The following is a 13181-nucleotide window of genomic DNA, read 5'->3' as shown; positions in this document are numbered from 1 at the left end:
GCGAAATAGTTACTTGCCCTGGGCAAATGAATATTGCCGATTCCCCTGTAAGTCGGGTAATAACAACACTCATATAAAGAATAAGGTTTTTACAACCAAAAAAGAAGGTCGTTATGAATCGTTTTATTATGGCCAACAGTCAGCAATGTCTGGGTTGTCATGCTTGTGAAATCGCCTGTGTCATGGCTCACAATGATGAACAACATGTCTTGAGCCAACACCATTTTCACCCCCGAATTACGGTTATTAAACATCAGCAACAGCGTAGTGCGGTAACCTGCCATCACTGCGAAGATGCGCCCTGTGCCCGTAGCTGCCCCAATGGCGCGATCAGCCATGTTGATGACAGTATTCAGGTCAATCAACAAAAGTGCATTGGCTGTAAATCCTGCGTGGTGGCCTGTCCGTTTGGCACCATGCAAATCGTCCTGACCCCCGTCGCTGCGGGTAAAGTGAAAGCTACAGCGCATAAATGCGACCTGTGCGCAGGGCGAGAAAACGGCCCCGCCTGTGTCGAAAACTGCCCGGCGGATGCGTTGCAACTGGTCACCGACTCCACATTATCCGGCATGGCGAAATCCCGCCGCTTACGCACCGCTCGTCAGGAACATCAACCCTGGCATGCCAGTACAACGGCACAAGAAATGCCGGTGATGAGTAAAGTTGAGCAAATGCAGGCAACGCCCGCGCGCGGCGAGCCGGATAAACTGGCAATTGAAGCGCGTAAAACTGGCTTTGATGAGATTTATCTACCGTTTCGTGCCGATCAGGCGCAGCGAGAAGCCTCGCGCTGCCTGAAGTGCGGTGAACACAGCGTCTGTGAATGGACTTGCCCGCTGCATAACCATATTCCACAGTGGATTGAACTGGTGAAAGCCGGAAACATCGACGCAGCGGTCGAGCTTTCTCACCAGACCAACACCCTGCCAGAAATTACCGGGCGTGTCTGCCCGCAAGACCGCCTGTGTGAAGGTGCCTGCACCATTCGCGATGAACACGGCGCGGTAACCATCGGCAACATTGAACGCTACATTTCGGATCAGGCGCTGGCGAAAGGCTGGCGGCCTGACTTAAGCCACGTCACCAAAGTCGACAAGCGGGTGGCGATTATCGGCGCGGGGCCGGCGGGGCTGGCTTGTGCGGATGTCCTGACGCGTAACGGTGTTGAGGTGACGGTGTACGATCGCCATCCGGAAATCGGCGGCCTGCTCACCTTTGGCATTCCTTCTTTTAAACTGGATAAATCTCTGCTGGCGCGTCGTCGGGAAATCTTCAGCGCGATGGGAATTCACTTCGAACTCAATTGTGAAGTGGGCAAAGATGTCTCTTTGGATGCGTTGCTGGAACAGTATGATGCGGTTTTCGTTGGCGTAGGTACTTACCGTTCCATGAAAGCGGGCTTACCCAATGAAGATGCGCCGGGCGTTTATGACGCTCTGCCGTTCCTCATTGCTAACACCAAACAGGTGATGGGGCTTGAAGAATTACCGGAAGAGCCGTTTATCAATACCGCCGGACTAAATGTCGTGGTACTGGGCGGTGGCGACACCGCAATGGACTGTGTGCGCACCGCGTTGCGTCACGGCGCGAGTAACGTCACCTGTGCCTATCGTCGTGACGAAGCTAACATGCCTGGCTCGAAAAAAGAGGTGAAAAACGCCCGCGAAGAGGGAGCGAACTTCGAATTTAACGTCCAGCCGGTGGCGCTTGAGCTGAATGAACAAGGTCACGTTTGCGGAATTCGTTTCCTGCGCACGCGTCTTGGTGAAGCGGATGCACAAGGACGTCGACGTCCGGTGCCGGTTGAAGGCAGTGAATTTGTCATGCCAGCCGACGCGGTGATTATGGCGTTTGGTTTTAACCCGCACGGGATGCCGTGGCTGGAGTCGCACGGTGTCACTGTGGATAAATGGGGCCGCATTGTGGCGGACGTTGAAAGCCAGTACCGTTACCAGACGACGAACCCGAAAATCTTCGCCGGTGGCGACGCCGTGCGTGGTGCGGATCTGGTGGTTACCGCAATGGCGGAAGGGCGTCATGCGGCGCAGGGAATTATTGACTGGCTGGGGGTAAAATCAGTCAAATCTCACTAATTTCATACACAGACAAACCCGACTTCACAGCGTAAGATAACAGTTCATTTCGCGCTGTGGAGTCGGTATGACGCAACAAATCACCCTCATCAAAGACAAAATTCTCTCCGATAACTATTTCACCCTGCACAACATTACTTATGATCTTACGCGCAAAGATGGCGAAGTGATCCGCCATAAACGTGAGGTTTATGATCGCGGTAATGGCGCGACGATCCTTCTGTACAACGCGAAGAAAAAGACCGTGGTGCTGATTCGTCAGTTCCGCGTTGCCACCTGGGTTAATGGCAATGAAAGTGGGCAGTTGATTGAAACCTGCGCCGGGCTGCTGGATAACGATGAACCGGAAGTCTGTATTCGCAAAGAAGCGATTGAAGAGACGGGTTATGAAGTTGGTGAAGTACGCAAATTATTTGAACTGTATATGTCGCCTGGCGGTGTGACCGAGTTAATCCACTTTTTTATCGCGGAATACAGTGACAGTCAGCGCGCTAACGCGGGTGGCGGCGTAGAAGATGAAGATATTGAAGTGCTCGAGCTGCCGTTCAGCCAGGCGCTGGAGATGATCAAAACTGGCGAGATACGTGACGGTAAGACGGTGTTATTGCTTAACTATTTGCAAGCGTCACATTTAATGGACTGAAAAGTAACAATAATATTTCGCTGATTATTATTGGCTCAATCCGATAAATCCGATTGAGCCGCGCTATCTGCGCAACGAAGATACGACTTGTGCTGTTTGTTTGAACTTCTGGGGTCGTACCGTCCATGCGCTATCGCATTTTCCTTCTCATGTTTATCGCTTTGTTGCCGACGTCTTTAGCGTGGGCAGCACCAGCGCAACGGACGTTTTCCGACTGGCAGGTCACTTGTAATAATCAAAATTTCTGCGTAGCGCGCAACACAGGCGATCACAATGGGTTGGTGATGACTCTTAGCCGCAGTGCCGGGGCGCATACCGACGCCGTTTTACGTATTGAGCGTGGTGGTTTGAAATCACCGGATGCGTTGGAAGAGGAGATAGCGCCACGACTACTATTAGATGGCAAGCCGCTGGCATTAATAGGAGATAAGTGGCGAATTTCGCCGTGGTTATTAGTGACCGATGATACGGCGACCATCACCGCGTTTTTAAAGAGGGTTCAGGATGGGAAGGCAATCACCTTACGTGACGGCGAGCAGACCATTTCTTTGAGCGGTTTAAAAGCGGCGTTGATATTTATTGATGCCCAACAAAAGCGCGTTGGTAGTGAAACCGCGTGGATCAAGAAAGGGGATGAGCCGCCGCTTAGCGTGCCGCCTGCGCCTGCACTGAAAGAGGTCGCAGTAGTGAATCCAACGCCAACGCCACTCTCACTTGAAGAACGTAATGATTTGCTGGATTACGGTAACTGGCGGATGAAGGGGCTGCGTTGTTCGCTTGACCCGTTGCGTCGTGAAGTGAGCGTCACGGCGCTGACCGACGACAAGGCATTAATGATGATTGGCTGTGAGGCTGGCGCGTATAACACCATTGATCTGGTGTGGATCGTTTCGCGTAAAAAACCGCTGGCATCGCGCCCGGTAAGGTTGCGCTTACCGTTCAACAACGGTCAGGAGACGAATGAACTGGAGTTGATGAACGCGACATTTGATGAAAAGTCGCGTGAACTGGTGACGTTAGCGAAAGGGCGTGGGTTAAGCGATTGTGGTATCCAGACTCGCTGGCGTTTTGACGGCCAGCGCTTTCGTCTGGTGCGTTACGCCGCAGAGCCAACTTGCGATAACTGGCATGGACCAGACGCCTGGCCCACGTTGTGGATCACCCGTTAAACATCATGGCGGGAACATGTAAGCCTGATAAGACGCGCCAGGCCGGATAAGACGCGGTAGGCCGGATAAGACGCGTCAGCGTCGCATCCGGCAATCAGCATCCGGCAATCAGCATCCGGCAATCAGCATCAGACGCCTTTTACCCCAAGCACCTTATGCGCTTTTTCCACAATATTCTCGGCAGTAAAGCCAAAGAACGGGAATAGTTTATCCGCCGGAGCAGATTCGCCATAACCTGTCATTCCGACAATCGCCCCTTTCAGACCGACATATTTGTACCAGTAATCGGCAATACCTGCTTCTACCGCTACGCGGGCAGAAACGTTTGAGGGCAGCACCGACTCACGATATTCCTCATCCTGGGCGTCAAAAATATCCGTCGAGGGTAAGGAAACCACGCGCACATTGCGTCCTTCGCCCGCCAGTTTCTCTGCCGCTTGCAGGGTAATCTCCATCTCTGAACCGGTAGCAATCAAGATAATATCCGGCTTGCCGCCGCTGTCTTTCAACACATAACCGCCACGAGCAATCTCTTTCACCTGCTCCGGAGTGCGTTCCACCTGGGCCAGATTTTGTCTGGAGAGGATCAGCGCCGTCGGTCCGTTATGGCGCTCAACCGCCAGTTTCCAGCCCACCGCCGCTTCTACCTGATCGCACGGTCGCCAGGTGCTGAAATTCGGCGTTAAGCGCAAACTGGCCAGTTGCTCAACCGCCTGGTGCGTCGGGCCATCTTCCCCCAGACCAATCGAGTCATGGGTATAAACCATAATCTGCCGCGCTTTCATCAGTGCCGCCATACGCGCGGCGTTGCGGGCATATTCAACAAACATCAGGAACGTTGCGGTATACGGTACAAATCCACCGTGGTGCGCGATGCCGTTGGCGATAGCGGTCATACCAAATTCACGCACCCCGTAGTGAATATAATTCCCTGCCGGATCTTCCTTCAGCGACACAGAACCTTTCCAGATGGTGAGGTTGCTGGGAGCCAGATCCGCTGAACCGCCAAGCAGCTCCGGCAGCATTGGGCCGTAAGCGTTAAGCGTATTTTGCGAGGCTTTGCGGGTCGCGATTTTCGCCGGATTCGCCTGCAACTCATTGATATATTTCTGAGTCGTTTTCTCCCAGTCTTTCGGCAAACCGCCACTCATCCGGCGGGTAAACTCTTCTGCCAGTTGTGGATGGGCTTTTTTATACGCGGCAAACTTCTCATTCCAGCTCTGCTGCGCTTTTTCGCCTTTTTCGCGGCCATCCCAGGCGTGGTAAATCTCTTTGGGGATCTCAAAGGGTGGATGATGCCAGCCCAGTTTTTGCCGTGCCAGCGCCACTTCTTCTTCACCCAGTGGGGCGCCGTGCGCCTCTTCTTTACCCGCTTTATTAGGCGAGCCAAAGCCAATCACCGTGCGGCAGATAATCAGCGACGGCTTATCTTTCACGCTTTGTGCTTCGAGAATAGCTTCCTTCACCGCTTGCGGATCGTGACCGTCGATTTCGTGGACAACATGCCAGTGATAGGCTTCAAAGCGTTTTGCCGTATCGTCGGTAAACCAGCCTTCAGTTTCACCATCAATCGAAATCCCGTTGTGATCGTAAAAACCAATCAGCTTACCGAGTCCCAGCGTTCCCGCCAGTGAACAGACCTCATGGGAGATGCCTTCCATCAGGCAACCATCACCCATAAACACATAAGTGAAGTGATCGACAATCTCATGATCCGGCTGGTTAAACTGCGCCGCCAGCGTGCGTTCTGCTATCGCCAGTCCGACTGCGTTCGCCAGCCCCTGACCCAGCGGCCCCGTGGTGGTTTCTACGCCCGGCGTATAGCCAATCTCCGGGTGACCTGGTGTTTTTGAATGTAGCTGACGGAAGTTCTTCAGCTCTTCCAGCGGCAGGTCATAACCGGTCAGATGCAGCAAACTGTAGAGCAGCATCGATGCGTGACCGTTAGAGAGAATAAAGCGGTCGCGATCATACCAGGTCGGGTCGGTGGGGTTATGTTTAAGAAAATCGTTCCACAGCACTTCGGCAATATCGGCCATGCCCATCGGCGCGCCGGGATGACCAGAATTGGCTTTTTGCACCGCATCCATACTGAGCGCGCGAATCGCATTGGCAAGGTCTTTTCGGGACATAGAACACTCCGTGGCTGGTTTACAGTTTGGCGGCAAGAAGATCTTCCAGTTTGCGTTGATCGACAGCGAACAGGCGGATGCCTTCAGACAGTTTTTCTACCGCCATCGCATCCTGATTGTGTTCCCAACGAAATTCCGCTTCGCTCATAGGGGTAGGGCGCGGGAAATGCTGAGAAGGCGGGATTAATTTACGTACCACCGGCGAGACTTTTTCCTGCAACTCTTTCAGCAAGTTCGGCGCGATGGTCAGACGGTCACAACCGGTTAAAGCGAGGATTTGCTCGGTACGGCGGAAACTTGCGCCCATCACGATGGTTTCGTAACGGTGCTGTTTATAGTAGTCGTAGATATTGCGTACTGATTTGACGCCCGGATCTTCTTCTACCACATATGGGTCCATTGGTTTGCGCGCCTGATACCAGTCATAAATACGGCCCACAAACGGTGAAATCAGAAAAACGCCTGCTTCTGCGCAGGCTCGTGCCTGAGCAAAGGAAAACAGCAGCGTCAGATTGCAATTAATACCTTCTTTTTCCAGCTCTTCTGCCGCGCGAATTCCTTCCCATGTCGAAGCCAACTTGATCAGAATGCGTGACTTCTCAACGCCCTGCTGCTGGTACAAATCCACCAGATGGCGCGCTTTCTCAATACTCTTTTCTTTATCAAAAGAGAGGCGTGCATCAACTTCTGTCGACACACGACCGGGTACGATTTGGAGAATTTCTGTACCGAAATTGACCGCCAGTTTGTCACAGGCCGCGACGACTTGTTGTTCCTGGGTTTGACCGTTTTTTTTACCCCAGGCAATAGCATCGTCTATTAAATGCTCATATTGTGATAATCCGGCAGCCTTGAGTAACAGCGAAGGATTGGTGGTGGCATCCTGAGGATGGTAGTGACGAATGGACTCAATATCGCCACTGTCTGCCACGACCGTGGTGAACTGTTTGATGCCGTCTAACTCGTTCATAGGAAATACTCCTTGAAAAGTAAAGTGTTAGATGAGTGCGTTAATTCACACTTCTGACAAATTTCGCGAAACGCATCAAAAAAGCATAGCAGACAGGCATGGTATTGCTGGATTAAGCAGGTAACATCAGTGTTATAGGATTATTACCGAAACATTATTTCGATGTGGAGAGTTTGGACTTGCTCAAAGTCTGAAAGCTCCGGCAAGGTGATAATGTGCGCCACGTTGTGGGCGAAGGCAGCAACCCACACATTTTTGTGAACGTTACGTGAAAGGAACAACCAAATGGATGACCAGTTAAAACAAAGTGCACTTGATTTCCATGAATTTCCAGTCCCAGGGAAAATCCAGGTTTCTCCGACCAAACCTCTGGCAACGCAGCGTGATCTGGCGCTGGCCTATTCGCCTGGCGTCGCCGCGCCTTGTCTTGAAATCGAAAAAGATCCGTTAAAAGCCTACAAATATACAGCGCGCGGTAACCTGGTGGCGGTGATCTCTAACGGTACGGCAGTGCTGGGGCTCGGTAACATTGGAGCACTGGCAGGCAAACCGGTAATGGAAGGCAAGGGCGTTCTGTTTAAGAAATTCGCCGGGATAGATGTGTTTGACATCGAAGTTGATGAGCTGGACCCGGATAAATTTATTGAAGTGGTCGCCGCACTCGAACCGACGTTCGGTGGTATCAACCTTGAAGACATTAAAGCGCCAGAATGTTTCTACATTGAGCAGAAACTGCGCCAGCGAATGAACATTCCGGTATTCCATGACGACCAGCACGGTACGGCAATCATCAGCACCGCCGCCATCCTCAACGGCTTGCGCGTGGTGGAGAAAAATATCTCCGACGTAAGGATGGTGGTTTCTGGCGCAGGTGCAGCGGCAATCGCCTGTATGAACCTGCTGGTGGCGCTGGGTCTGCAAAAACACAACATCGTAGTTTGCGACTCAAAAGGCGTTATCTATCAGGGGCGCGAGCCGAACATGGCGGAAACCAAAGCGGCATATGCAGTTGTGGATGACGGCAAACGTACCCTCGACGATGTGATTGAAGGCGCGGATATTTTCCTCGGCTGTTCCGGCCCGAAAGTGCTGACCCAGGAGATGGTGAAGAAAATGGCTCGCGCGCCGATGATTCTGGCGCTGGCGAACCCGGAACCGGAAATTCTGCCGCCGCTGGCGAAAGAAGTGCGTCCGGACGCCATCATCTGTACCGGTCGTTCCGACTATCCGAACCAGGTCAACAACGTGCTTTGCTTCCCGTTCATCTTCCGTGGCGCGCTGGACGTTGGCGCAACGGCCATCAACGAAGAGATGAAACTGGCAGCGGTACGCGCAATTGCTGAACTGGCTCATGCGGAACAGAGCGAAGTGGTTGCTTCTGCCTATGGCGATCAGGATCTGAGCTTTGGCCCGGAATACATTATTCCTAAACCGTTCGATCCACGTCTGATCGTCAAGATCGCGCCAGCGGTGGCAAAAGCGGCAATGGAGTCCGGTGTGGCGACGCGCCCGATTGCCGACTTTGACGCCTACATCGACAAGTTGACCGAGTTCGTTTACAAAACCAACCTGTTTATGAAGCCGATTTTCTCCCAGGCTCGCAAAGCGCCGAAGCGCGTTGTCCTGCCTGAAGGGGAAGAGGCGCGCGTTCTGCACGCGACTCAGGAACTGGTAACGCTGGGACTGGCAAAACCAATTCTTATTGGTCGTCCAAATGTGATCGAAATGCGCATTCAGAAACTGGGTTTGCAGATCAAAGCGGGCGTTGATTTTGAGATCGTCAATAACGAATCCGATCCGCGCTTTAAAGAGTACTGGAGCGAATACTTCCAGATCATGAAGCGTCGTGGTGTAACTCAGGAACAGGCGCAGCGTGCTCTGATCAGCAACCCGACTGTGATCGGCGCGATCATGGTTCAGCGTGGCGAAGCCGATGCAATGATCTGCGGTACGGTGGGCGAATATCACGAACACTTCAGCGTGGTGAAAAATGTGTTTGGCTATCGCGATGGTGTTCACACCGCTGGCGCAATGAACGCGCTGCTGCTGCCGAGTGGTAACACCTTTATTGCTGATACTTACGTCAATAATGAGCCAGATGCAGAAGAGCTGGCGGAGATCACCTTGATGGCGGCAGAAACGGTCCGTCGTTTCGGTATTGAGCCGCGCGTTGCTCTGCTGTCGCATTCCAACTTCGGCTCTTCTGACTGCCCGTCGTCAAGCAAGATGCGTAAAGCGCTGGAGCTGGTGAGAGAACGTGCTCCTGAACTGATGATTGATGGTGAAATGCATGGTGACGCGGCGCTGGTAGAAGCGATTCGCAACGACCGTATGCCGGACAGCCCTTTGAAAGGTTCCGCCAATATTCTGGTGATGCCGAACATGGAAGCCGCCCGCATTAGTTACAACTTGTTGCGCGTTTCCAGCTCGGAAGGTGTGACGGTCGGCCCGGTGCTGATGGGCGTGGCAAAACCGGTTCACGTATTAACGCCAATCGCGTCAGTGCGTCGTATCGTTAACATGGTGGCGCTGGCCGTGGTTGAAGCGCAAACTCAACCGCTGTAATTCTTAATGTTAAATCACGCTTACCCTGAATTATTCGGGGTAAGCGATTTGCCGCAATATATCAGAAAGGATTATTACTGGTTTTTCGAATAATAAAGTACGCCATATAAAAATAAATCAATATCAATTTAATTATATTCATGTGCTGCACGTGAAAATTTATGCATTACATAAAATATCTCCCCATTCTTAGTGATCTACCTCACCTTTCAAACTCGCTTGCCGAATTTTGTTATTTACTCTGACGAAAAATTGTCACGATAGCCGCAAGTTTTTCACAGGCGGCGACTCATGGATAAAGAACGCATCATTCAGGAATTTGTGCCCGGGAAACAGGTCACGCTGGCACATCTCATTGCGCACCCTGGCGAGGAACTGGCGAAGAAAATCGGTGTTCCGGATGCAGGTGCAATCGGCATTATGACGCTAACTCCCGGCGAAACGGCGATGATTGCCGGTGATTTAGCATTGAAAGCCGCCGACGTACACATTGGTTTTCTCGACCGCTTCAGTGGTGCTCTGGTGATTTATGGCTCGGTGGGCGCAGTGGAAGAAGCTTTATTACAAACCGTTAGCGGTTTAGGGCGCTTATTAAATTATACGCTGTGTGAAATGACGAAAAGTTAATACGAGGCATTCATGAAACGAATCGCGTTTGTGGGGGCCGTCGGGGCAGGAAAAACAACGCTTTTTAATGCTTTGCAGGGGAATTACGCTCTCGCCAGAAAAACGCAGGCTGTGGAATTTAATGATAAGGGTGATATTGATACTCCAGGTGAATATTTTAGCCATCCCCGCCTGTATCACGCCTTAATTACCACGCTACAGGATGTGGACATGCTGATCTATGTCCACGGCGCGAATGACCCGGAAAGCCGATTACCTGTCGGGTTGCTGGATATTGGCGTTATTAAACGGCAAATCGCCGTCATCAGTAAAACGGACATGCCAGATGCTGACATCGCCGCTACGCGACAGCTATTGCTTGAGACGGGCTTCGAAGAACCGATTTTCGCGCTAAACAGCCACGACCCGCAAAGCGTGCAGCAACTGGTGGATTATCTGGCATCTCTCACCGAACAGGAGGAAGCAGGTGAAAAAACTCATCACAGCGAATGATATTCGTGAAGCACATTCACGCGGCGAACAGGCAATGTCCGTGGTTCTGCGTGCCAGCATTATTACCCCGGAAGCGCGAGAAGTGGCGGCCCTGCTGGGGGTTACCATCATCGAGTGCGATGAATCGACGCCGGTAACGGCATCCGTTCCCGCCAGTGCTCCAGCCGATAAAACCGAAAACCAGCGCATCCGCGAAACCATCATCGCCCAGTTACCGGAAGGCCAGTTTACCGAAAGCCTGGTCGCGCAACTGATGGAAAAAGTGATGAAGGAAAAACAGTCGCTGGAGCAGGGCGCAATGCAGCCGAGCTTTAAATCGGTGACCGGCAAAGGCGGCATCAAAGTGATTGATGGCGGCAGCGTGAAATTTGGTCGTTTCGATGGCGCACAACCGCACTGCGTGGGCTTGACTGATCTCGTGACCGGAGACGACGGCAGCAGCATGGCCGCCGGTTTTATGCAGTGGGAAAACGCCTTCTTCCCGTGGACCCTGAACTACGACGAAATCGACATGGTACTGGAAGGGGAACTGCATGTTCGCCACGAAGGCGAAACCATGATCGCCAAAGCGGGCGATGTGATGTTTATCCCGAAAGGTTCCAGCATCGAATTTGGTACGACATCCAGCGTGAAGTTCCTGTATGTCGCCTGGCCGGCGAACTGGCAATCCCTATGAAAGATTTCATCACCGAAGCATGGCTAAGAGCAAACCATACGCTCAGCGAAGGCGCAGAGATCCATCTCCCTGCGGACAGTCGCCTGACGCCCTCTGCCCGGGAGTTGCTGGAAAGCCGCCATCTGCGCATCAAGTTTATTGATGAGCAGGGGAGTTTGTTTGTTGACGATGAACTGCAGCAGCCGCAGCGTGTTCACGGGTTGACCAGTAGCGATGAATATCCGCAAGCGTGCTGCGAACTGTGTCGCCAGCCGGTGGCAAAAAAGCCTGACACGCTGACTCACCTGTCGGCGGAAAAAATGGTCGCTAAAAGCGATCCGCGCCTGGGTTTTCGCGCTGTCCTCGACAGCACCATTGCGCTGACAGTGTGGCTGCAAATTGAACTGGCGGAACCGTGGCAGCCGTGGCTGGCGGATATCCGTTCGCGTCTTGGCAACATTATGCGTGCCGATGCGTTGGGGGAACCGCTGGCCGATCAGGCGATTGTCGGGTTTTCTGACGAAGAGCTGCATCGGCTTTCTCACCAGCCGCTGCGTTATCTCGACCACGATCATCTGGTGCCGGAAGCCAGCCACGGACGCGATGCGGCGTTGCTGAACCTGCTGCGAACCAAAGTGCGGGAAACCGAAACCGTCGCGGCGCAGGTGTTTATTACCCGCAGTTTTAACGTACTGCGTCCGGACATCTTGCAGGCGCTGAACCGCCTTTCCAGCACGTTTTACGTGATGATGATTTTGAGCGTAACGAAGCAGCCGCTAACGGTGAAACAGATCCAACAACGACTGGGGGAAACGCAATGATTATTGAACGCTGTCGTGAACTGGCGTTGCGAGCGCCCGCCAGAGTGGTTTTTCCGGATGCGTTAGACCAGCGTGTGCTGAAAGCTGCGCAATATCTGCATCAGCAAGGCCTGGCGACGCCCATTCTGGTCGCCAGTCCGTTTGAACTTCGCCAGTTTGCGTTCACTCATGGTGTGGCGATGGATGGACTACAGGCCATTGATCCGCATGGCAACCTCGCAATGCGGGAAGAATTTGCCCAGCGCTGGCTGACCCGTGCGGGAGAAAAAACGCCGCCGGATGCGCTGGAAAAACTCACCGACCCGTTGATGTTCGCCGCCGCGATGGTTAGCGCCGGTAAAGCGGATGTCTGTATCGCGGGCAATCTCTCTTCCACGGCGAATGTGTTGCGTGCCGGATTACGCATTATTGGTTTGCAACCTGACTGTAAAACGCTCTCCTCCATTTTCCTGATGTTGCCGCAGTACAGCGGCCCGGCGTTGGGTTTTGCCGATTGCAGCGTAGTGCCGCAACCAACGGCGGCGCAACTGGCTGATATCGCGCTTGCCAGCGCCGAAACATGGCGGGCTATCACCGGAGAAGAGCCGCGCGTGGCGATGCTGTCATTTTCCAGCAACGGCAGCGCCCGCCACCCCTGCGTTGCTAACGTTCAGCAGGCGACAGAAATAATCCGTGAACGCGCGCCACAACTGGTAGTGGATGGCGAGTTGCAGTTTGACGCCGCCTTTGTGCCGGAAGTGGCAGCGCAAAAAGCGCCTGCCAGCCCGCTTCAGGGCAACGCCAATGTGATGGTTTTTCCGTCGCTAGAGGCGGGAAATATTGGCTACAAAATCGCACAACGACTTGGCGGATATCGTGCCGTCGGGCCATTGATACAAGGACTTGCCGCGCCGATGCACGATCTCTCGCGTGGTTGTAGCGTGCAGGAAATTATCGAGCTGGCGCTGGTGGCCGCCGTACCGCGTCAGACAAAAGTGAACCGCGAAAGCAGTTTACCCACACTGGTTGAATGAA

General features: G+C 53.0%; 11 protein-coding genes. 9 read left to right on the top strand and 2 right to left on the bottom strand.

The annotated features are described in order from the left end of the window. Nucleotides 1-113: 113 nt before the first annotated feature. The 3 genes from aegA (at nt 114) to BEA93_RS11730 (ending at nt 3905) form a co-directional block, all read left to right on the top strand. Nucleotides 114-2093 carry a formate-dependent uric acid utilization protein AegA gene (gene aegA / locus BEA93_RS11740; RefSeq protein WP_105224831.1) on the top strand — a complete coding sequence of 660 codons (1980 nt, stop codon included), beginning with the start codon at nt 114-116 and terminating at the stop codon, nt 2091-2093. 67 nt (nt 2094-2160) lie between these two features. Continuing rightward, nucleotides 2161-2736 carry a GDP-mannose pyrophosphatase NudK gene (gene nudK / locus BEA93_RS11735; protein ID WP_000193712.1) on the top strand — a complete coding sequence of 192 codons (576 nt, stop codon included), beginning with the start codon at nt 2161-2163 and terminating at the stop codon, nt 2734-2736. A 125-nt stretch (nt 2737-2861) separates the two neighbouring features. Continuing rightward, nucleotides 2862-3905 (top strand): DUF1176 domain-containing protein, encoded by a 1044-nt coding sequence (locus tag BEA93_RS11730; RefSeq protein ID WP_105224832.1) that lies wholly within the window; start codon nt 2862-2864, stop codon nt 3903-3905. A gap of 128 nt (nt 3906-4033) precedes the next feature. Here the strand turns inward: BEA93_RS11730 and tkt are convergent, their stop codons facing one another. Then, complete coding sequence (gene tkt / locus BEA93_RS11725) at nt 4034-6037, bottom strand: transketolase (RefSeq protein WP_105224833.1); 2004 nt, start codon at nt 6035-6037, stop codon at nt 4034-4036. 19 nt (nt 6038-6056) lie between these two features. Continuing rightward, entirely contained in the window at nt 6057-7007 is a 951-nt protein-coding gene (gene tal, locus BEA93_RS11720; RefSeq protein ID WP_061090366.1) for a transaldolase, read from the bottom strand. Between the two features lie 285 nt (nt 7008-7292). Between tal and maeB the strand changes: the two genes are divergently transcribed. From maeB to pta, 6 genes are all read left to right on the top strand, one after another. Then, nucleotides 7293-9572, top strand: coding sequence for an NADP-dependent oxaloacetate-decarboxylating malate dehydrogenase (maeB, locus tag BEA93_RS11715; protein WP_000342663.1), 2280 nt, complete (start codon nt 7293-7295; stop codon nt 9570-9572). 291 nt (nt 9573-9863) lie between these two features. Continuing rightward, complete coding sequence (eutS, locus tag BEA93_RS11710) at nt 9864-10199, top strand: ethanolamine utilization microcompartment protein EutS (RefSeq protein ID WP_000356954.1); 336 nt, start codon at nt 9864-9866, stop codon at nt 10197-10199. A 12-nt stretch (nt 10200-10211) separates the two neighbouring features. Beyond that, entirely contained in the window at nt 10212-10691 is a 480-nt protein-coding gene (gene eutP / locus BEA93_RS11705) for an ethanolamine utilization acetate kinase EutP (RefSeq protein ID WP_000820743.1), read from the top strand. Continuing rightward, entirely contained in the window at nt 10666-11367 is a 702-nt protein-coding gene (gene eutQ, locus BEA93_RS11700) for an ethanolamine utilization acetate kinase EutQ (protein WP_000733938.1), read from the top strand. The genes eutP and eutQ overlap by 26 nt, the downstream gene beginning before the upstream one ends. Beyond that, on the top strand, nt 11364-12167 hold the full coding sequence (gene eutT, locus BEA93_RS11695) for an ethanolamine utilization cob(I)yrinic acid a,c-diamide adenosyltransferase EutT (RefSeq protein WP_105224834.1): 804 nt from the start codon (nt 11364-11366) through the stop codon (nt 12165-12167). Before eutQ ends, eutT begins: the two co-directional genes overlap by 4 nt. Beyond that, nucleotides 12164-13180, top strand: coding sequence for a phosphate acetyltransferase (pta, locus tag BEA93_RS11690; RefSeq protein ID WP_000583002.1), 1017 nt, complete (start codon nt 12164-12166; stop codon nt 13178-13180). The genes eutT and pta overlap by 4 nt, the downstream gene beginning before the upstream one ends. Nucleotide 13181 lies beyond the last annotated feature (1 nt).

The organism is Escherichia sp. MOD1-EC5950, assembly GCF_002965345.1.
GTDB classification, from domain to species: Bacteria; Pseudomonadota; Gammaproteobacteria; order Enterobacterales; family Enterobacteriaceae; genus Escherichia; species Escherichia marmotae.
Note: the sequence above shows the minus strand (reverse complement) of the source record. Positions and strands in the feature narration are given on the sequence as shown.